We start from the raw sequence: 19,688 nt of genomic DNA, 5'->3' as shown, positions 1-19,688 counted from the left end.
CTGAAAGTCATACCCCCTGAAAACTTGAACCGCATTGCCTACACTTATTCGGCGGCAGGGTTTTGCTGCGGAACCGGGGTGGCTGGCGTCTCTTTCTTTGCCTTGCGGCGTATCCTTCGACTTACATCCATTTGCAGGCCAAGCACCGCCATCAGAACAATGCTGAGCGCCACGACCGCCGATATGATGATGTTTTGTGCAGTCCGGCCTAACGGAAACAGGAAGTTCCATTTGTGGATGAGGCTGAAACTGAGACGCTCCGGCTTCTGGGTGTCCAGTACCCGGTCGGCCAGAACGCCTGTGGCTGTATCGACGAAGATGGTCATGTTCTCAGGCGCGCCATAATCAATCCGCCACACCGGCAGGCGCTTGTTGCGGAAGTCATAGGACGGACCAAAGCGGGTGACGAGGGACATGGCCCTGATGGCGTCCGGGCCCGCGCCGGTGAAACGCGCGCCCAGTTGCATGGCAAGCTCTTTATCCCCGTCAGGCCAGACGGCACCTGTTGCCGCATTCACATACAAGGCCGGCCCGGTGGTCTCCACACCGTCGAAACGGGCATTGCGGATCTCCGCCGCACCTGTCGGGCCGCCGCGCCTGTCAGGTGCGAGCCCGAGACGGTAGAGATGCACGCCGTCCGCCGTCTCCACGAGTGAGAGTGCATTTACAGTCATGCCGGCGGTCAGATCCGTCCATTGCCGGTGAACGGGAAACCGTACCCCTCCCAAGTCAAGGGGCGGAGACAGCGTCAACACTTTTTCCGGCGTGTCGGCGGCATATTGTATCAGATGAAACAGGCCGCTCGCACTGAACATCAGCATGGGCAGAGCCAGCGCGTAGCCGGCGATCCGATGCCAGCCCCGGCTGCCCGGCGCACGCCCCTTGCGCCGGATGAGGACAAGCATCATCACACCCGTCACGGCAAGCGCGAACAGTGCACCGATGAATAGAGCAACAAGCAGGACGCGCGCCCACTCCGCCCCGGTGGGGAACCAGCTCCATGTGTGAAACCAGCGGAAGCCTGTCTGCACCACGGTCTTGAAGCGGTTGGTGACGGCGGCAGAGGCGTTTGTCTCGGTATAGACATGAATGGACAGGTCATCCTGCCGTTCGAAGGTGACCTGATAGACCGGCAGCAGGCGGTTGACCCATGGGTAGGTATCGTCAAACTCCTTAACGAAACGGATCGTCCGCACCGGATCGTCAACACCCAGATAGTGCCGCGCCAGGAAAACCGCATGTGCCGTATCATGCCCGGCCAGTTCCATCCCATCCGATAAACGGAAATAACGGCGCGGTTCCATGGCGTTTTCCGTCACCTGCAACAGATTTTCCCCGTCCGAGACGATAATCTTCACCGCCGCGGCCCGGGTGATACCCGCCGCCCGCAGCGTGTCGTGCAGGGGACGTGCGCCGGTCAGGTCCAGCGGGCGTTGCGGCGGATAAAACACCGCCTGCTGCGGTCCGAAGGTTGTCATCAACGGATGCAGAAGACCGGACAGGCCCCACAACACCAGAGCCAAGCCACCGACAAGTCCAAGCGTCTGATGCTTGGACAACGACCATCGCTTCAGTTTCAATGCGTTTGCCATAGTTCCCTTCCCCTAAAAACTGGCCGTGATACCGGCGAAAAAGGCACGGCCCTGCCCCGGCGTGAATACACGGCCATTTTCCAGTTCCTGATTGGCATTGGTGGTGACGTTGGAAATAAAATCGGTGTCGAAGATATTTTCGACGGACCCGAACAGGCGCAGAGTGTCCGTCAGGTCCACACCGGCGGTAAAACCGACCAGCTCATATCCCGGTACTTGTGTCGTATTGGCGAAATCCACATACGGCCCGTCCGGTATCCAGCGCAGATTGGCGGAAACATACCAGCCGTCATCCGCGTCCAGCTTCAGTTCCGAGATATAGACATGACGCGGCACCCCGGCTAGCGTGTTGTCGGCAAAAGTGGGATCATCCTCAAACCGGAAATCATTGAGCGTATAGATATTGCGCCAGACAAGGCTGTAACCTGCCTCGGACAGTGTCTTGTCAGCGATGAAAAGGTCAATGCCCACTTCCACACCCTGGTGGATTGTGTTGTCCGCATTGTCGGTGAAGGAAACGAACCCGAACGACCCCGGAGCACCGAAGTCCAGTAGCTCATTGTCCACCCAACTGCGGTACAGGGAGACATCCCAGGCGATGAAATCCGCCTGCCCGCGTGTGCCGATCTCAACTGTCCAGGCCTGCTGCGCGTCCAGCGGCGTAAAGTCGAGCGCACCGCCTGCGGTAAGATCCGAAAGCGTCGCAGGTTCAAAGCCGCGATTGACGTTGGCGAAAATCTGCGCGCTGTCATTCAGGTCATACAGAAGACCGAAACGGGGGTTCAGTTGCCTGGAGACCACCCGGCCCGACACATCGTTGAGGATGGCATCATTATCGCGGACGGCCCGCAGCCACTGCAGGCCGGTCACGGCTGTCAGACTGTCCGTCAGGCCAAGCTCGGCCTGCGCATAGGCCAGAATATTGGAAGCGTCCTGATCGCTCTCGGTTCGCAACTCCCCGCGCGCGCCAGAATCATTTGCAAAGCGCTGGGCCTCATTGGTGGACTCATTGGCTTCAAATCCGATGGTCCAGTCAACCGGCAGGCTGCCAACAGTCATGTCCCCCGTCACGCGGCCATACAGACCAACTTCATCTTCTTCCTGCACGATGATGCCGGCAAAGCGGGTGATGGCATGGTCCAGATTACGGCGTGCATACCAGAAACCACCTTCAAGCGTGACGGCCTCCAGTGCGGCCACGGTGCGATTGGCAATACGCACCACATCCAGATTGCGATCCCAATCATCCGCAACAGGGCCGGGGTCAAGCACCGTGACGGGCCCCCCTGGAAAAAACGGCCCCGCGGTGACGGGCCGGGCCGCCTGTTCCCGGTTTTCCAATGCATCTTCAAGAGACAGGCTGCCGGCCAGCTCGAAATTGTCGCTCAACGCGGTCAGGTAAAACCGCGTCTCGACGGTCTCGCTCAGCTTGAGACCGAGATTGGAAAAGCCGTAAACACTGCGCACATCGCTATGCTCGCGAAACCCGTTCGAACGCAGACCGGTGACGCCCACATAGACATCACCGCCTTCAAACGTGCCGCCATAACTGGCATTGGCCCGCAGTGTTGAAAAGCTGCCCCCTTCAATACGAGCGGAAAAGGGGCTTTCCACCGTACGGCCCGTGGGTGTGACAAGATTGACGGCCCCGCCCAGAGAAGCCGCACCGTAGCGTAAGCCGTTCGCCCCTTTAAACACCTCAATATAGCGGACGGACAGGGGGTCCACTTCCTGAAATTCGGTGCTGCCGCTTGCTCGCGTGATCGGCACACCATCGCGCAAGACGGTCAGGCCCCGTCGCTCGAAAGACGAATTGAGACCGGACCCGCGAATGGAAATACGCGTCTCCCGCTGGGCGGAGGTATCGGCGAAAACACCAGGTGTGAATTGCAGGGCATCACCGATACTTTGGGCGAAATCATCGGCGAAGACATCCGCCTCCACAAAGCCGATACCACCGGGCACCCGTTCCAGCCTGTCACGGGCCTGCGAAACGGTAACAGCGGTGAGCGACCCGGCATTGGCGGTGACGACAATCTCTTCAATGCCAACCGCTTTCCGCTGCCCGACACCCTGGGCGGAAACAACCCCCGTCAGGATCGCAATGGATGCGGTGGCACACAGGGCAACAGCGGCAGTTTTACCGCACACTATAAAACTCATTGGAATACATGCCTTTATACGAACAAGCGCAGACAGCACTCAAAAGTGCTGCATGCACAACAGGCCGCTACTACGAGCGTAGCGGCATGATGAACGGCATGTTTCCGGTTTCGGGAACTGCCGCGCTCAGAGCGCGGCGGGAGGGCCGATTTGCGGCGGAGGCGGTGCAGCCAAGCCGAGGCCGACGGCCACATTGGGATAGACGAAAACCCGCTCGGCAACGGCATGGGGACTGAATGTATCGGCCACGATGACCGATAAAAGGGTGACAGGCGCAGCCAAGGCGGAAAAGGTACAGGGCTGATCGACAGTCGGGTTTTCCCCGCCCTCGTCAGAGTCGGACCTGTGCACCCGGCCCGTCTCATCAATCCACGCATCCACAACGCCCATGCCGGTGCAGAGCGTGATACGCATCATGCCGTCGGGCGCAATGGTGGGCATCCACCCGGCAGGGATCGCGGCGCGCAGCAGGATGGCACAAAAAGCCGCACATATCACGGCATTCTGCAGCCACCGGCGCTTATGTCGACTTATCCGGGTCATCTGACGCGCACGCTAAATCGCAGCGGCACGATCCGCAAGTGAGAATTCGTCGCACACGGGCTGGTGATGCAAAGGTGACTCAACAGCCGCAATCCTGCGTATCAGGTTTGGTGTCTCAAACTGAATTTCTCACGGGTTTCACAAATGGCGAACCGCAGGCTTATTCTCATTCTCGGCGACCAGTTAAGCCTGTCGCTCTCCTCCCTTCAGGCCGCTGATAAGGCACAGGATGTGATCCTGATGGCCGAGATAATGGAAGAAGCCACATATGTCCCTCATCACAAGAAGAAGATCGCCTTCCTTTTTTCCGCCATGCGTCATTTTGCCGAACCCCTGCGGCAGAACGGTTGGACCGTGGACTATGTGCGACTGGACGATGAGGGGAACAGCGGTTCCTTCAGCAGTGAAGTCAAACACGCTGTCAAGCGGCACAATACCAGCCATATCATCGTGACGGAACCAGGCGAATGGCGCGTCAAACGGATGATGGAAAGCTGGCAAGATGGGCTTGGCGTACCGGTCCATATTCTGGAGGATGACAGGTTTATATGTTCCCACGCTGAATTTGTAGACTGGGCCGAGGGGCGCAAGCAATTGCGGATGGAGTATTTCTACCGCGACATGCGGCGGAAAACCGATCTGCTGATGGATGGAGAAAAACCAGCAGGCGGCAAATGGAATTATGATGCCGAGAACCGCAAACCGGCAAAGGCCGATCTGTTCATGCCGCGTCCGCCCCGCACAAAGCCGGATGCCATCACCAAAGAGGTTTTAACACTGGTGGCAGACCGTTTCGGCGGCCATTTCGGCGATCTGGAGCCCTTCTGGTTTGCTGTAACGGCAAAAGGCGCTGAAGCGGCGCTAAACCATTTTATCAAACACGCCTTACCTTCCTTCGGCGACTATCAGGATGCCATGATAAGGGATGAACGTTTTCTCTATCATTCGGTCCTGTCGCATTACATCAATGCCGGGCTTCTCGACCCGCTTGCCGTCTGCCGCCGGGTGGAAGAGGCTTACCACACCGGCGGCGTACCGCTGAACGCGGCAGAAGGCTTCATCCGTCAGATTATCGGCTGGCGGGAATATGTGCGTGGCATCTACTGGCTGAAAATGCCTGGCTATGTGGACGAAAACTTTTTCGGACACAGGCGCGCCCTGCCCGATTTCTACTGGACGGCGGAAACCGACATGGCCTGCATACGGGCCGCCGTCAACCAGACGAAAACAGATGCCTATGCCCATCATATCCAGCGCCTGATGGTGACCGGCAATTTCGCGATGCTGGCGGGCATTGATCCGGCGCAGGTTCATGAATGGTATCTGGCCGTCTATGCCGATGCCTATGAGTGGGTGGAGCTACCCAACACACTGGGTATGAGCCAGTTTGCCGACGGCGGTCTGCTTGGCTCCAAACCCTATGCGGCCAGCGGTAACTATATCAACAAAATGTCCGATTACTGTGATGGCTGCCGCTACGACGTGAAGAAAAAGACCGGGGAAAATGCCTGTCCCTTCAACCCTTTGTATTGGGATTTTCTGATCCGCAATGAAAATGTTTTGCGCGGCAATCCGCGCCTTGGCCAGGTGTTCCGCACGTGGGACCGCATGGCAGAGGACAAGAAAAAAGCGTACCGCGACAGCGCCGCAAAATTTCTGAAAACCCTGTAGAGGGGGATAGGGGACAAGGCCTTTTTCAAGTCTCGCCCTGCGAACCCTCCTCCACAAACCGCCACCCCAGACTTTGGCCCGCGTGAAACGGTACGATATCGATGTCGCCACACGTCATCAGATCGGGCACATCCTGTGCCACACGGTGCAGGGTGACGCTGCCCTCATTCAACGGCAGGCGATAAAAGCGGGGGCCGAATTCGGACGCGAAACCTTCAAGCCTGTCCAGCGCCCCTTCTTCTTCAAAGGTCTGGGCATAGCTTTCCAGGGCGACAGGTGCACTGAAAATCCCGGCACAGCCACAGGCACTTTCCTTTTCATGCTTTGGATGCGGCGCCGAGTCCGTGCCGAGGAAAAATTTCGGACTGCCGGAAACAGCGGCCTTGCGCAGCGCCGCACGGTGATGGCGGCGCTTGGCAACCGGCAGGCAATAGGCATGGGGCCGGAGCCCCCCGTCAAACATGGCATTGCGGTCGATCCGCAAATGGTGCGCGGTGATCGTGGCGGCCAGATTGCTGCCGGCCGCCTCAACAAACTGGACGGAGTCTTCCGTGGTGATGTGCTCCAGCACCACCCGAAGCGCCGGAAAATCTTTCAGAACCGGGCCGAGCACCGTTTCCAGAAACACCGCCTCCCGGTCGAAAATATCGATGTCAGGGGATACCACCTCGCCGTGCACCAAAAGCGGCATGTCGATCTTTTGCATACGTTCCAGCGTTGACCAGATTCTGCGCACATCCGTCACACCGGCGGCGGAATTGGTGGTCGCATTGGCGGGATAAAGCTTGCAGGCCGTGAACACACCGTCAAGAAAACCGGCCTCAATCTCATCCGGATTGATCTCATCCGTCAGATACGCCGTCATCAGCGGTGTAAAAGCGCGTTCCTCGGAAAGGGCCGCCATAATACGCCCACGGTAAGCGGCCGCAGCGGAAACGGTGGTGATTGGGGGCACAAGGTTGGGCATGACAATGGCTCTGGCGAACTGCCGTGCCGTATAATCCGCAGCCAGTTTCAGCATGTCGCCATCGCGCAAGTGAACATGCCAGTCGTCCGGTTGGCGCAGGGTCAGTGTATTATCGGAAAACTGCCCAGGCAGGGCGGATGTCGTGATGATATCTTCCAACGCTCTTCCTCAACTTTCGATGATCATCCTTCCGGCGGTATCGTCCAAGCCGGACATGCCGTATGCCTATCACCAATTGCCGTCAAAACGCAGCGCTTATTGCAGCGGCGCATGAAAATCAGCAAGGGGTTTGGAGACAAATCTGTCTTTCAGGCGAAACATGCCCCAAAACCATCACAAGGCTCTTATCGTTTAGGCATACTGGTATTTGCGCCACCGCCACCCTTTGACGCGCGGCGGCATCTGTCCGAGCAATATTTGACCTGCTCCCAATCGCGCGCCCATTTTTTCCGCCACGTAAAGGGCCGTTCGCAGACCTGGCAAATTTTGGTCGGCAGCTCTCCTTTCTTGCGCATTTTCATCGACAGACCTATTTCGCGGATATTATGGGACGCATGCGGTTACTCTCAGTGACGTAATGATTATGGAAGAGTATAAAACGATTCCTCCCGCAAGGTTTTATCTTTGGTTTTCATGGTACCCCACATGCACCTAAACGATCATGAACAATATGTGGCACAGGCTGAACACTCACTGGCGGAAGCCGTCATGTCAGGCGACAGCGCAAGGGTTCATGAACTGCTGCATCCCGACTTTCGGGAAGTGGGGCAGTCGGGGCGCGTGTTTGACCGCGCCGGTATCCTCGATGATGTCGCCTCAAGGTCCCCCAAACCGCCTTATATCCTGGAGAACCTGCGGTGCGTGGGGCTGAGCAACGATATCGTGCTTGCCACCTACCGGGCCATTGCGGCAACAGACCACGGTGTGAGGGTCAGTGAGCGCAGTTCCGTATGGCTGTGCAATGGGGGGACGTGGCAGTTATACCATCATCAGGGAACTCCGTGCCCCGAACAGTGAGCAAGGGCCCATAAACAGCCGGCGGCCTACCCCTATGCGCCGCCCTTTAGCAAAGGCTAGCCGGTTTCTTACGTATTTTCATGTGTGCTGTCCGGTTCGAACGACAGGGAAAGTTGCCCGCAATGCTGCTGTTTTCGCGGGTTTCCAAATGACTTGCGCCCCGTCATGGGCAGTCCGCGTTTGCGGCTGCCATGCCGGGTCTGGATTGTCGCCGCCGTATCACGAAATTGATCGCCCCGCCGCACAGCCCAGATTTTTTGCCGTGCGTCCCTTGCCGCCGACAGATGGTCCACAACAGGCATGGGATAATGCTTGTCGAGAATGCTACCGGCCCTGTCCCATTTCCATGGTTCATGGATAAAACGGTTGGGCACATTGGCCAGTTCAGGCAGCCATCGGCGTACAAAAACCCCATCCGGGTCCTGATCATACCCCTGTTTGACGGGATTATAGATACGCACGGTATTGATACCGGTCGTGCCGGACTGCATCTGCACCTGCGGCCAATGAATGCCCGGTTCATAATCGGTAAAAAGTCGGGCCAGATGCTCGCCCGGTGCACGCCAGTCCAGCCACAGATGATAGCTGGCCACCGCCATCAGCATGGCGCGCATGCGAAAATTCAGCCACCCCGTTGCCGTAAGCGCCCGCATACAGGCATCGACAAAGGGCAAACCGGTTTCACCGTCCCGCCATGCTGTCAGCGTGTTTTTTTCCGGTTGTGCGGGCCGGAGCCCATCGTAAGCCGGGTGTAAATTCTCAAACTCCAGCCTCGGTTCATCCTCCAGCTTCTGCATGAAATGGCAATGCCAGTGCAGCCTGCCGGAAAAGGAGCGCATGGCGCCACGCCATCCGCCGGCCGTGCCGCGGGGTATGTCGGCGAGCGCCGTTTGCCGGGCCCACGTGGCGTACGCCACTTCCCGCATGGACATGGCCCCCCACGCCAGATAAGGCGATATACGCGAGCATCCCTGAAATGCGGCCAAGGGACTGGACATGGCTTTCCGATAATGTTCACCGCGTGTGGTCAAAAAGCCGTTCAGCCAATCAAGACCAGTGGCGCGACCACCCCTTTGCCGGCCGGGACAGACATCAAGATGCAGGCCCAGATCCGCTACCGACGGGATTGATCCGGCCGCCAAACCTGGAATGGGTTTGAGCGCGGCGGGCGGCGAGGCCGCGCGCTCGGCCATAAAACGATCCCAGCGCGCAGCCCATCCGTTCCGGTCTTTCAATCCGCGAATAACACCGGTTTGGCGCACTTCATACCAAGGGACGGCGTTCAGGCGCGCCCAACCGGCAATGCGTTTGTCCCGCATATATGTCCAGGCATTGCCGGTTTCCTCGTGCGACCACAGGGCCGCGACTCCGTGACTTTCATGCAAATCCTGCAAAACATCCGCGACATCCCCTGTCCGTATGATGAGAGGTTGACCAAGGCATGCTAAGCTGTCGCTGAGTTCCGCCAGACATTCCCGGACAAAAGCCCACTGCCGGGCAGACATATCCGCCTGCCGCCACAAAGCCGGTTCCACGACAAATAGGGGCAATACAGGCCCCTGCGCGGCGGCCATGGCCAGGGGCCGGTGGTCCGAAACACGCAGGTCGCGCTTAAACCAGACAATCTGCAAGGGGGACCAAACCGTTTTCGTCACCGGGACAAAACCCTATAATGCACAGCAAGTTACCAATTCGGTAATGATACGATGCCACTGCCATCAAGGATCACGAACGCTTTTCCAGCGGAACGGTCCCCGGTCTTTTCTTCAAATCGGCTTTCAGAATGCGGCGGCTATTCCTCGTGCCCGTCCGTGGGCATGGACAGTACATCTTTCACCAGCGGGTTGGGAAAACGGCGGGTCTGGGTAATGGCGTAAAAACGCTCGGTGATTTCGGGGATCTGGCAGTATTCGACCAGCACGCCGCTTTCCAGTTCATCACGCACGACGACGGGTGGCACCAATGTGACGGCCTCGCTTTCCCGTGCAAGCAGCCGCAGCATGGCCATATCGTCCACCTCCGCCAGAATGGCCGGGCGGACATTGGCCAGTTCAAGCGCTCTGTCAAAAGCAACGCGGATATCGCTTTCTAGACTGGGCAGCAAAACAGCCACATCGGCCAGGTCCTGTGGGAAGCGGAAGGCTCGCTTCGTTTCCCCTGCCCCCACAAAAGGGGCCATACCCGGCGGTCCGACAAGACTGACGGGCTGTTCCTGAAGCAGGTGGCTCTGCCACTGCGTCTTGACATCGCCGGGCACGGGCCGGTTGGAGAGCACCATGTCCACCGCGTGGGCTTCCAGCTGGGCGAGGAGCTCGCGCATGGTGCCGGACCGCATGATCAGCTCGACATCCAGTCTCACGATCAGCGGCCTGAGCAGCACAAGCTGAAAGTTACGCGATAATGTGGTGATCGCCCCCACCCTCAGCACCTGACGCTCCGCATCCGACTGACCGGCCAATGTGCTGAGCAGTTCATCCCCGGCCTGAAAAATGGTGTCGGCATAATCAAGGGTGATACGCCCGGCCTCCGTCAGGCGCAGCCCCCGCCCCTGACGCTCAAACAGGCTGTGTCCGAGTTGATCCTCAAGTTTTTTCACCTGAACCGAAAGCGCGGACTGGGAGACATTCAGCCGTTCAGCGGCCTGTGTCAGGTTGCCTTCATGCGCGATGGCCCAGAAATAGCGCAGATGATGGTAATTGAGATGCAGCATCCAACACTTTTACAGAACAGAACGATAATTTTCAATATTTGAATTATACAGAACATTTTGCACTTGCTAAACCTCCGACCAAACAGCGTTGGAGAGAGTTATGGCATCCACAATCGCCGCCTTCATCGGTTTCGCTCCGCTTGTGCTTATCGCCGTCGGTCTTGTACCCGGCCGATATGCCAATGCGCACCCGAGCCTGATGATCCGCATAGCAATGGCCGCCGGGACAGGGGCTTTCACCATTGCCGCCGGCAGCGCGATTTTGCTGATGGGCATGGGGGGCGGCCCTGTGATTGCCGGGGCCGGATTATCGGATGCCTTACCCATCAGCCTTTATTATGATGCCTTGTCCGCCGTTATGGGGCTGCTGGTCGCCTTTGTCGGTCTGATTGTCATTGCCTATAGCCGCAATTATCTGGACGGTGACGCGGATCAGGGCCGTTTCATGAAATGGCTGTGCCTGACGCTTGCCAGTGTTCTCACATTGATCCTGTCCGGCAATATGGCTCTGTTCATACTTGCCTGGGTGGCCACCAGCCTGTCCCTGCATCAGCTTCTCGTCTTTTACAAAACACGGCCCGCTGCCCGGCTGGCGGCGGCCAAGAAATTCATAGCCAGTCGTCTTGGTGATGCATGCCTGCTGGGCGCGGCGGGCCTGATGTTCAGCGTGTTTGGCGGACTGGAATTCGAGACGATGTTCGCCGCCGCGCGGGATATGAAGTCAGCGGGCAACACCATGTCCGAAATACACTGGATCGCGGCCCTGCTGGCGATCGCCGCACTGCTGAAATCGGCACAGTTTCCCTTTCATGGATGGCTCACGGAAGTGATGGAAACACCGACACCGGTTTCTGCCCTGCTGCACGCGGGGATTATCAATGCGGGCGGTTTCCTGATTCTGCGGTTTGGCGAACTGATGGCCCTGTCTGTCGGAGCGCTGGAGCTTCTGGCTATCGTCGGCGGATTTACAGCCCTGTTCGGCTCGGTCGTGATGCTGACGCAAACCAGCGTCAAGGTCTCTCTGGCCTGGTCGACCATTGCGCAGATGGGCTTCATGATGCTGCAATGCGGCCTGGGGGCCTTTTCCGCGGCGGCACTGCACATTGTCGCCCATTCGCTTTACAAGGCGCACGCATTTCTTTCTTCCGGCAGTGTGATTGATCTGGCGCGGGCGGCATGGGTGCCGGACCGCGCCGGAACCCCGCACCCCATACGTCAAAGCCTTATCCTGGCGGGGGCCCTAGGACTGGCGTGGGTGACCGCCACGGTTTTTGGTGTCGCGCTGACGGAAGCGCCCGGTGTCTTCGCGCTTGGCGCTGTGCTGGTCATGGGCGTCACCCACATCGTCACGGGGGCCACGGACGGCCAGCCCAGCCAGTTCGTGATCGTACGCGGTCTGAGCCTGGCCGGGCTTGTCGGCGTGGTTTATTTCGCCCTGCAAGCAGGGTCTGCCCATGTTCTGGCCGATGCCCTGCCCGCTATCCAGCCCCTGCGCGGCCTTCTGGATCTGAGTATCGTCATTGCGGTGGTGCTGTCTTTCGGCGCCGTCGCCGTGTTGCAGAAAACCATGCCCTACCATACCCGCTCACCACGCTGGCAGGCGCTTTATGTGCACCTGTTTAACGGCCTTTACATCAATGCCGCCACAAATCGTCTGGTTCAGCGCCTTTGGCCCGCAGCGGCGAACGCAAATACAGGGAAACCGCAAGCATGACCGAACAAATCGCCCTGACCGCCGCCCTGACTGCCGATCCGCATGTCGTTTTACACCCTGAAGCAGGTATTGGACAGAATACCGCCCTTCGAGCGGACGGGCCGCTGGTTGCACGCACGGACGTTGATGCCGCGATTGCAAAAGCCGCCGCCATCATCGCCCCCTTGTGGCCGCTCAAGCATTTTGTCGCCGTGAATCCGTTTCTCGGCCTCGTCAACCTGCCCTTCGCGCAAGCTGCCGCCAAACTGAAGCGGGCAACCGGTGCAAGTATGCTGATGCCGCGAAACTATTATCGGGGTCTGATCGCAAGCGGCCGTATCACTGACGGGGATCTGGCCCAGGCCCTTGAAACCGTCCATCCCCAACCATCGGCGCTGCCGAAGACCGTCCGCGCCCTGAAGAAAGCCCTTGCCGAGGATACCGAAGACCTGTCCCCAAGTGTTGTGACAGTGGCGGAAATACTTGACCGCACCTCCGGAACCTCGGCCACATCGCTGGTTTTGGAAAGCCTGTCCAAATGGTGCGCCGCCTATTGGGACGAAGGTCAATCCACATGGCGGATGCCATGGAAAAACCACTCCCCTTACGCCGCATGGCGGGCGGCCGCCATTCATGACCGTACGCCCCGGACACTGGGCTTTCGGGGGATTCGCAAAGCCTTCGCAACCCTGCCGGACGATCCGCATGACGCCACTACAATCATTGTCGACACGCTGGGTTTGACCGCGAAGGCTTTGGATGATTATTTCCACCGTGCGCTTGCCAGCATCGGCGGTTGGACGGCTTACACACGCTATCGCGGCTGGCACGCTGAACTTGCCGGCGAGACGGACGATACACCCATTCACCTGCTTGCCATGCGGCTGGCCTGGGACTACGGGCTTTTCATCACCCACGGCGCCCCCTCTTTCCGACAAAACTGGACGTCCGCTGTTGAGACCATGGCCGATGTGACAAAGGGGGAAAACCGTACGGCCAGCGCCCTTGCCGTCGAGACCGTTCTGCAAAACGCTTTTGACCTTGCCTGTCAACGGGAGACCATCCACACCATCACCACCAGAACCGCCGCGCCAAAAACCGAAAATCTCACGCGTAAGGCCGTGCAGGCCGCTTTCTGTATTGATGTGCGTTCCGAGGTCTACAGGCGGGCTTTCGAGAGTATCTCGCCAGATGTGGAAACGATTGGCTTTGCCGGATTTTTCGGCTTTCCGATCGAATATGTGCCGATCGGCCAGACAGACGGCGGGGCGCAGTGTCCGGTGCTGCTCAAGCCGAAATTCGTCGTGCGCGAGACCGTCGCCGGGGCCGGGCCTGAGGAAAACACAGGCATTTTAACGCTCCGCCGCTTACGCAGGCGGGCCGCAAAACTTTGGAAATCGTTCAAAAGTTCCGCCGTGACCTCATTCGTCTATGTGGAAACGGCGGGCTTGAGTTTCGCGGCGAAGCTTGTCAGCGACAGCGCACATTTGACCCGCACCGTCAGTCACCCGTCCACGGATGGTCTGGATAAGAATGTCCTGCACCATGCCGGACCGGAACTGCAGGCCGGGATATCCAACGGCAGACGGACAGGCTTTGGCCCGGTGGAACGTGTGGACATGGCGGAAGCCGTTCTCAAGGCCATGTCGATGACGGGTGATTTCGCCCGGCTTGTTATGCTGACAGGCCATGGCAGTACCACGGTGAACAACCCGCATGCCTCGGGGCTGGACTGCGGAGCCTGCGGCGGCCACACCGGCGAAGCCAATGCGCGTGTCGCCGCGGCAATTCTGAATGACCCGGCCGTTCGCACGCGTTTGCACAAACGTGGTATCATCATACCGGAAGACACCTGGTTTCTGGGCTGCCTGCACGACACCACGACTGACGGGATCACCATCTTCAACCGTGAACAGGTGCCGCAAAGTCATCAGGATGACCTGGATCGCCTGGACGGCTGGCTGACAGACGCGTCCAAGATGGCGCGCAGCGAACGCGCCGCCCTGCTGGGCATCGGCGACAGCGCAAACAAGGACAAAAAAGTAACGGCCCGCAGCCGGGACTGGTCACAGGTCCGTCCCGAATGGGGGCTGGCGGGGAATACCGCCTTCATTGCCGCGCCCAGGGCACGCACGCAAGGCATTGACCTAGGCGGCCGGGCCTTCCTGCACACATATGACTGGAAGGCCGACACGGACTGGAGCGTGCTGGAACTGATCATGACGGCCCCGATGGTCGTGGCAAGCTGGATCAACCTGCAATATTATGGTTCCACCGTTGATAATCCGGCTTTTGGCAGCGGCAACAAGGTGCTGCACAATGTGACCGGCACCATCGGCGTGCTGGAAGGCAATGGCGGCGACCTGCGGACCGGACTGTCATGGCAGTCCGTCCATGACGGCAAGCGGCTGGTCCATGAACCTCTGCGCCTGAGTGTTTTCATCGAAGCGCCGATTGAGGAAATCAACAGGATCATCGCCAAACATGAATCCGTGCGACATCTTGCGGACAATGGCTGGATTCATCTGTTCGCTCTGTCAGAAGGTGGCGAGGGCGGTCAGAGCTGCCACCGATACACCGGCAATCTGTCCTGGCAGCCTGTGGACGCACCGGCTTTATAAGCCAAGGGTGACCGGAACCGACAGGTTATCCGCCCCACTTTGCGTGCGCCGTCATCACAAGATACACGCGTGTGCGTTCCCGGGAACCGCTATACTTCCTTGAAAACAGATCCGTTTTCAAAGGCCGACAGTGCATCGATAAAAATCTGACCGTATTTTTCACACTTGCTGGGGCCAACCCCGCTGATATCCAGCATCTGGTCCTGACTTTGCGGTTTCAGGGACGCCATGGACGCAAGGACGGCATCGTGAAAGATGACATAGGCCGGAACCTTGCGTTCACGGGCAATGTCACGCCGTACCGACTTGAGGTGTTCAAAAAGTGCTTCATCCTCGGTCTGCACCCGAGGCGCGGTCTTTTTCGCCCTGGGTGCTGACGGATCCGCGGCGGTTTGCTTCAGAAAACGAACGGTCCCATCCCCGGCAAGGATGCGTTGGCCCGCAGGCCGTATTTTCAGGGACCCGTATTGCAGGTCCACATCAATCAGGTCCGCTGCGAGCATCTGGCGCAACACAGCCTGCCATTCCCCGGGGGATACAGTCTTGCCCTGCCCGTAAAAGGGCAAACCTGCGTGACCAACCTCGACGATTTTCCGGTTTTGGCTGCCGACCAGCACATCAATGATATGGGTCCGTCCATATATCTGCCCCGTCCCGTCAATCGCCGTCAGGGCCAGGCGTGCCTGTGCAGTGCCGTCATAAACATCGGGTGGCGACAGACAGATATCGCAATTGCCGCAAGGCTCGCCCGCGTCTTCCCCAAAATAGCGCAGTAAAAAGCTGCGCCGGCACGTCGCCGTTTCACAGAAAGCAATCAGGGCATTCAGGCGCTGATATTCGGACGCTTTCTTTTCTTCACCAGCCTGCGACCCGGCGATCATGTCCCGCCGTACGCGGATATTGTCAAAGCCATAAAACATCATGGCGCTCGCCGGCTGACCGTCGCGCCCGGCACGACCCATTTCCTGGTAATAGGCTTCCATACTGCCGGGCATATCCATATGCAGGACAAAGCGGACATCCGGTTTGTCTATCCCCATGCCGAAAGCGATGGTGGCCACCATGATCAGGCCCGGTTCGGCCAAAAACCGCTCTTGATGGTCCAGCCGGGCCTCATGCGGCATGCCGGCATGATATGGCAGGGCCTTATAGCCGTTCTCATTCAGAAATTGCGCGATACCCTCGACCTTGGACCGGGACAGGCAATAGACGATTCCCTGCTGCTTTTCGAACTTGCCCACAAAGGAAAGCAGCTGTTTTTTTGCATTCTTTCTTTGCCGGACCTCGATCCGGATATTGGGGCGATCGAACCCCTGCACCAGAATATCCGCATCGCCCGCATGCAGATGCTCGACAATCTCCTGACGTGTCCTTCCATCGGCAGTCGCGGTGAACGCACCGACCGGTACGCCGGGAAATTTTGACCGCAGCGCATCAAGACGCCGGTATTCCGGTCTGAAATCATGGCCCCATTGGGATACACAATGGGCTTCATCCACAACGAAGAGAGAGACATTCTGCCTGGTCAGTGCGTTCAACAACCTGTCGCTGAGCAATTGCTCGGGAGACAGATACAGCAGTTTCAAGGTGCCGCCGGTCAGGCGTTTCCAGATAGCGATTTTTTCGTCCCGGCTTTGGGTGCTGTTTATGGTCGCGGCCGGAACGCCATTGGCCTTCAGGGAGGCCACCTGGTCATTCATCAAAGCCAGAAGCGGCGAAACGACGATGGTCACGCCGGGCCGCTTAAGGGCGGCAATCTGATAACACAGGCTCTTGCCCGCACCGGTGGGCATCACCGCGAGGACATTGCGGCCATCCGTCAAAGCCTGCGCGACCTGCTCCTGACCGTCGCGAAAGTCCGAAAATCCGAACACCTCGCGCAGAACAGTGCTCATAGAGGCGGCAGTCCAATCAACGTCATTCATATCGCTATCTGTTCTTTACAGCCGGAAAACATTCCCTGTTATACAGGGCAAGCTTGAGCGTTAGTGTAAGTGGTATTTTCGGGCACGATCAAAACCCGGTTAAAACGGTACAAAAACAGCAGTCTTTCACTGCAGCAACGATATCCCGCAACATACCCGCCCGGACATCGCATAGCCGACTGGAAGCGGTTTGTCCTCATACAATAGCGCGGGCTGCGGATTGCAAAATCCCATTTATGCCGTGTGGACTTGGCCACGGCAAAAGATATAGAAAACAAGCCATATAATCCCAATGCGTCAAAACAGGTGACAAAGCCGTTAAGATGATGGAATTCAGTGACCCGAAACCCCTTGTCGAGAAACTGAAGCAGTTATATTTCGGGGGCTATTATAAGGCCTTTGCTTTAGAGGTTGCCGCGCTTGAAAAAAAAGGGGGCCACACGGACGCGGTGCGGTATGTGAATTCGATCGTCGCACGACATGAATTGCGGCATCGGAAAACCTGGGTCGAAGATTATGACTGCGGTTTTGCCTGTGGCATGCGGCGCCCTGACTTGCAGTTCGATACACCGAAATGGCAAGGGGAAGATCTCAAAAACCGGACGCTTCTGATCTGGGCCGAGGACGGACTTGGCGATTTCATCCGTCATCTTCGCCATGTTGAGGTATTGCGAGCGCAAGGTGCCCGGATAATTTTATATGCGCCGCCTAAGATACGACCGCTTCTTAAGGCGTGTTTTGACGATATCGCCGTACCTGAGACCATCGATACGATCCGTGCCCATGACTGGCATTGCCCGTCAGGGTCACTGGACGGGCTGCTTTGGGATGCGAAAGACAATCCACAAACCGCCGGGTATCTGAGTCCTGTGCGGCCTGCGACATTGCGCGGTAATGCCGGGCGGAAACCATTGGATATCGGAATTTGCTCGCGCTCACTGAAACGCGCGGCGGACCGGGATTTCAACTATACGGATCTGGCATCCCTGTCACCGATTTTTGAAAGTCCGTTGTATCAGGCCCACAGTCTTCAATACCGCGATGACGACCGCGAACTGGCAGATGCAAATGCGGTCTTTGCCAAGCCTGTGAAGATATATGGCGATCTTGATTTTTACGATGACCTGCTGGCCCTGTCCCTGACCATCCTGGATATGGATGCGGTGATCTCGACCTCCTCGCTCGTGGCGGATTTATCCGCCGCGCTCGGGGTCCGGACCCTCCGCTTTCATGGACAGGCCCTGCCCTATAATCCGGAAGAGGAAATCGTCCCCGACCTCTTGGGTGAAGAAGAACTGTATCCTGAAATCTGCTGGTATGGCCCGCTGACCGAAATCAGCTACCGCAAAGCCGGCCAGACATGGCCGGAATTCTTCGCGGACCTGAGAGATACGCTGGAAGACCCACAAGAGACCGGACCGCGATAGAGGTGTTTGTCAGGGTAACGCGGATTGCCCGCACAATTGCGCTTTGACCGCTTCCACCTGCAGGCGGACAAATGCCCGAAACCGGACATGATCCATCTCATTCAGAATGTCCTCCGTCAGGTCGGTTCCAAAGCCCGCATGCATTTCGGAAGGCAGGCGGGCACGGCACTCCGCAACGATCCCGGGATCAACCTGCGGCACGTCAGCGCGGCTGAGGGCATCGGATATCACCTGCCAGACAACACGCCTGACAATCCAGGCGGGCTTGACACGGTCAGCCGGGATCAGATGACGCACACGCACATCCGGTGCGTAAATCCGCTGTCCGCCTGTTGTATCGCAAACCGCGCGGGCCGCTTCGCTTTCCTCGTTACCGAGCAGGGTGGCGTGGCCCCGGCGGCCGAGAGCCGCACTGAAACCGCCCACCTGCTGTAACGCCTTTCTGTCAAAGGCGATATTCGCACCCGCAAACCATTCATCCGGTGCCGCGACCCGCTGCATTCCCCCCCAATTGACAATGGAGAAGTTACCGATCAACGGAAAATCGTGCGTGTTTATGTCATCAGTGTCCACATCGGGCGGCAACAACCACGGGGGCGGCGGATCTTGCCAGATTGGCAAAACAGCACCACCAACGACAGAAGGCCTGAAATCCGTCTCTGAAAACACCCGCAACAGAACAGCCGCCCAGTCCGGCGCAGCCTGGGCATCGTCGTCGAGAAATGCGATGACATCGCCCCGGCTATGGCGCAGACCGAGATTTCTCGCCCGGGACAATCCCAAGGCAGGCTCATGCAGCCAGACCCATTCAGGATAACGGCCCCGTATTTCAGCCAAATCCGGATGGGCGGCGGGGCCGTTTTCGACAATGATGACTTCCATCCTGTCCGGTTCGATCCTCTGCCCGGCAAGGGATCGGGCGGCCCGCGCCAGCAATACCGGGCGATCATGCGTGCAAATCACCACCGAGATTGAATCAACCGTCATGCCGCACCACCATTTCCGTTCCACTGCATGATCTTTCAGACCAAGATGAAAACACAGCCTGCGTCCAAAGATATAGGCGAAATTTTTATATATAGCGGGCCAATCAAAAAACCTTTTCCCCTGCTATATGATTTGTGTTGCCGGCACGCCAAAACATTCAGCATAGCGGGACGTTGAAGTGGACCTTCCGGATCAGAGGACTTAAGGTTTTCATGTCATGGATAATGCCTTGCTTAACGGCGCTCATTTCCATCGGGAAACAAACAGTAAGCTCATTCAAGATATTCAGATTCGCGGCCATGTACTTACGGACGGCGATTACATGATCACCATTCCCGGCAGGGAAAGGACGACAATACCGGACGGAGAAAC

The 19,688-nt window shown here is 58.0% G+C and carries 14 protein-coding genes; 5 read left to right on the top strand and 9 right to left on the bottom strand.

What is annotated here, in order from left to right; all coding sequences use genetic code 11:
- Positions 1–44 precede the first annotated feature (44 nt).
- The 3 genes from BXY39_RS11645 to BXY39_RS11635 all read right to left on the bottom strand — a co-directional run bounded on the left by BXY39_RS11645 (position 45) and on the right by BXY39_RS11635 (position 4,253).
- Complete coding sequence (locus tag BXY39_RS11645) at positions 45–1,592, bottom strand: PepSY-associated TM helix domain-containing protein (RefSeq protein ID WP_121939068.1); 1,548 nt, start codon at positions 1,590–1,592, stop codon at positions 45–47.
- Between the two features lie 12 nt (positions 1,593–1,604).
- Positions 1,605–3,743 carry a TonB-dependent receptor family protein gene (locus BXY39_RS11640; RefSeq protein ID WP_211332218.1) on the bottom strand — a complete coding sequence of 713 codons (2,139 nt, stop codon included), beginning with the start codon at positions 3,741–3,743 and terminating at the stop codon, positions 1,605–1,607.
- A gap of 138 nt (positions 3,744–3,881) precedes the next feature.
- Positions 3,882–4,253 carry a hypothetical protein gene (locus BXY39_RS11635; RefSeq protein ID WP_121939066.1) on the bottom strand — a complete coding sequence of 124 codons (372 nt, stop codon included), beginning with the start codon at positions 4,251–4,253 and terminating at the stop codon, positions 3,882–3,884.
- Between the two features lie 189 nt (positions 4,254–4,442).
- Here BXY39_RS11635 and BXY39_RS11630 point away from each other — a divergent pair, with 189 nt between their 5' ends.
- Positions 4,443–5,969: a cryptochrome/photolyase family protein gene (locus BXY39_RS11630; RefSeq protein ID WP_121939065.1), complete on the top strand. Its 1,527-nt coding sequence runs from the start codon at positions 4,443–4,445 to the stop codon at positions 5,967–5,969.
- A gap of 25 nt (positions 5,970–5,994) precedes the next feature.
- Here BXY39_RS11630 and pyrC read toward each other — a convergent pair whose 3' ends face one another.
- Both pyrC and BXY39_RS11620 read right to left on the bottom strand, forming a co-directional pair.
- Complete coding sequence (gene pyrC / locus BXY39_RS11625) at positions 5,995–7,095, bottom strand: dihydroorotase (RefSeq protein WP_245999102.1); 1,101 nt, start codon at positions 7,093–7,095, stop codon at positions 5,995–5,997.
- A 185-nt stretch (positions 7,096–7,280) separates the two neighbouring features.
- Positions 7,281–7,451, bottom strand: coding sequence for a DUF2256 domain-containing protein (locus tag BXY39_RS11620; RefSeq protein WP_245999169.1), 171 nt, complete (start codon positions 7,449–7,451; stop codon positions 7,281–7,283).
- A gap of 130 nt (positions 7,452–7,581) precedes the next feature.
- Between BXY39_RS11620 and BXY39_RS11615 the strand changes: the two genes are divergently transcribed.
- Positions 7,582–7,953: a nuclear transport factor 2 family protein gene (locus BXY39_RS11615; protein ID WP_170163796.1), complete on the top strand. Its 372-nt coding sequence runs from the start codon at positions 7,582–7,584 to the stop codon at positions 7,951–7,953.
- 68 nt (positions 7,954–8,021) lie between these two features.
- Here the strand turns inward: BXY39_RS11615 and BXY39_RS11610 are convergent, their stop codons facing one another.
- Together BXY39_RS11610 and BXY39_RS11605 are read right to left on the bottom strand one after the other, a co-directional pair.
- A complete protein-coding gene (locus tag BXY39_RS11610; RefSeq protein ID WP_211332217.1) occupies positions 8,022–9,608 on the bottom strand; it encodes an FAD-binding domain-containing protein in 1,587 nt (528 codons plus the stop codon).
- 137 nt (positions 9,609–9,745) lie between these two features.
- Positions 9,746–10,663, bottom strand: coding sequence for a LysR family transcriptional regulator (locus BXY39_RS11605; RefSeq protein ID WP_121939062.1), 918 nt, complete (start codon positions 10,661–10,663; stop codon positions 9,746–9,748).
- Positions 10,664–10,763: 100 nt separating this feature from the next.
- On the opposite strand from BXY39_RS11605, the gene BXY39_RS11600 reads away from it, so the two are divergent.
- Positions 10,764–12,377: an NADH-quinone oxidoreductase subunit L gene (locus tag BXY39_RS11600; protein WP_121939061.1), complete on the top strand. Its 1,614-nt coding sequence runs from the start codon at positions 10,764–10,766 to the stop codon at positions 12,375–12,377.
- Positions 12,374–14,977 (top strand): YbcC family protein, encoded by a 2,604-nt coding sequence (locus BXY39_RS11595; RefSeq protein ID WP_121939060.1) that lies wholly within the window; start codon positions 12,374–12,376, stop codon positions 14,975–14,977. The genes BXY39_RS11600 and BXY39_RS11595 overlap by 4 nt, the downstream gene beginning before the upstream one ends.
- An 89-nt stretch (positions 14,978–15,066) precedes the next feature.
- On the opposite strand, the gene recQ is transcribed toward BXY39_RS11595, so the two are convergent.
- A complete protein-coding gene (recQ, locus tag BXY39_RS11590; protein ID WP_211332216.1) occupies positions 15,067–16,902 on the bottom strand; it encodes a DNA helicase RecQ in 1,836 nt (611 codons plus the stop codon).
- Between the two features lie 323 nt (positions 16,903–17,225).
- Here recQ and BXY39_RS11585 point away from each other — a divergent pair, with 323 nt between their 5' ends.
- Positions 17,226–18,329, top strand: coding sequence for a hypothetical protein (locus BXY39_RS11585; protein ID WP_121939058.1), 1,104 nt, complete (start codon positions 17,226–17,228; stop codon positions 18,327–18,329).
- A gap of 9 nt (positions 18,330–18,338) precedes the next feature.
- Here BXY39_RS11585 and BXY39_RS11580 read toward each other — a convergent pair whose 3' ends face one another.
- Positions 18,339–19,316 (bottom strand): glycosyltransferase family 2 protein, encoded by a 978-nt coding sequence (locus BXY39_RS11580; RefSeq protein WP_121939057.1) that lies wholly within the window; start codon positions 19,314–19,316, stop codon positions 18,339–18,341.
- Positions 19,317–19,688: the final 372 nt, after the last annotated feature.

The organism is Eilatimonas milleporae (genome assembly GCF_003688555.1).
Classification (GTDB): domain Bacteria; phylum Pseudomonadota; class Alphaproteobacteria; order Sphingomonadales; family Kordiimonadaceae; genus Eilatimonas; species Eilatimonas milleporae.
The sequence above is the reverse complement of the archived record's forward strand: the minus strand, read 5'-3'. Positions and strand labels throughout refer to the sequence as shown.

What these genes read in the sequence shown, in the direction of transcription:
- BXY39_RS11645 (WP_121939068.1), bottom strand. Translation starts at nt 1,592, where the DNA reads ATGGCAAACGCATTGAAACTGAAGCGATGGTCGTTGTCCAAGCATCAG.
- BXY39_RS11630 (WP_121939065.1), top strand. Translation starts at nt 4,443, where the DNA reads ATGGCGAACCGCAGGCTTATTCTCATTCTCGGCGACCAGTTAAGCCTG.
- BXY39_RS11620 (WP_245999169.1), bottom strand. Translation starts at nt 7,451, where the DNA reads ATGCGCAAGAAAGGAGAGCTGCCGACCAAAATTTGCCAGGTCTGCGAA.
- BXY39_RS11615 (WP_170163796.1), top strand. Translation starts at nt 7,582, where the DNA reads ATGCACCTAAACGATCATGAACAATATGTGGCACAGGCTGAACACTCA.
- BXY39_RS11605 (WP_121939062.1), bottom strand. Translation starts at nt 10,663, where the DNA reads ATGCTGCATCTCAATTACCATCATCTGCGCTATTTCTGGGCCATCGCG.
- BXY39_RS11600 (WP_121939061.1), top strand. Translation starts at nt 10,764, where the DNA reads ATGGCATCCACAATCGCCGCCTTCATCGGTTTCGCTCCGCTTGTGCTT.
- BXY39_RS11595 (WP_121939060.1), top strand. Translation starts at nt 12,374, where the DNA reads ATGACCGAACAAATCGCCCTGACCGCCGCCCTGACTGCCGATCCGCAT.
- recQ (WP_211332216.1), bottom strand. Translation starts at nt 16,902, where the DNA reads ATGAATGACGTTGATTGGACTGCCGCCTCTATGAGCACTGTTCTGCGC.
- BXY39_RS11585 (WP_121939058.1), top strand. Translation starts at nt 17,226, where the DNA reads ATGATGGAATTCAGTGACCCGAAACCCCTTGTCGAGAAACTGAAGCAG.
- BXY39_RS11580 (WP_121939057.1), bottom strand. Translation starts at nt 19,316, where the DNA reads ATGACGGTTGATTCAATCTCGGTGGTGATTTGCACGCATGATCGCCCG.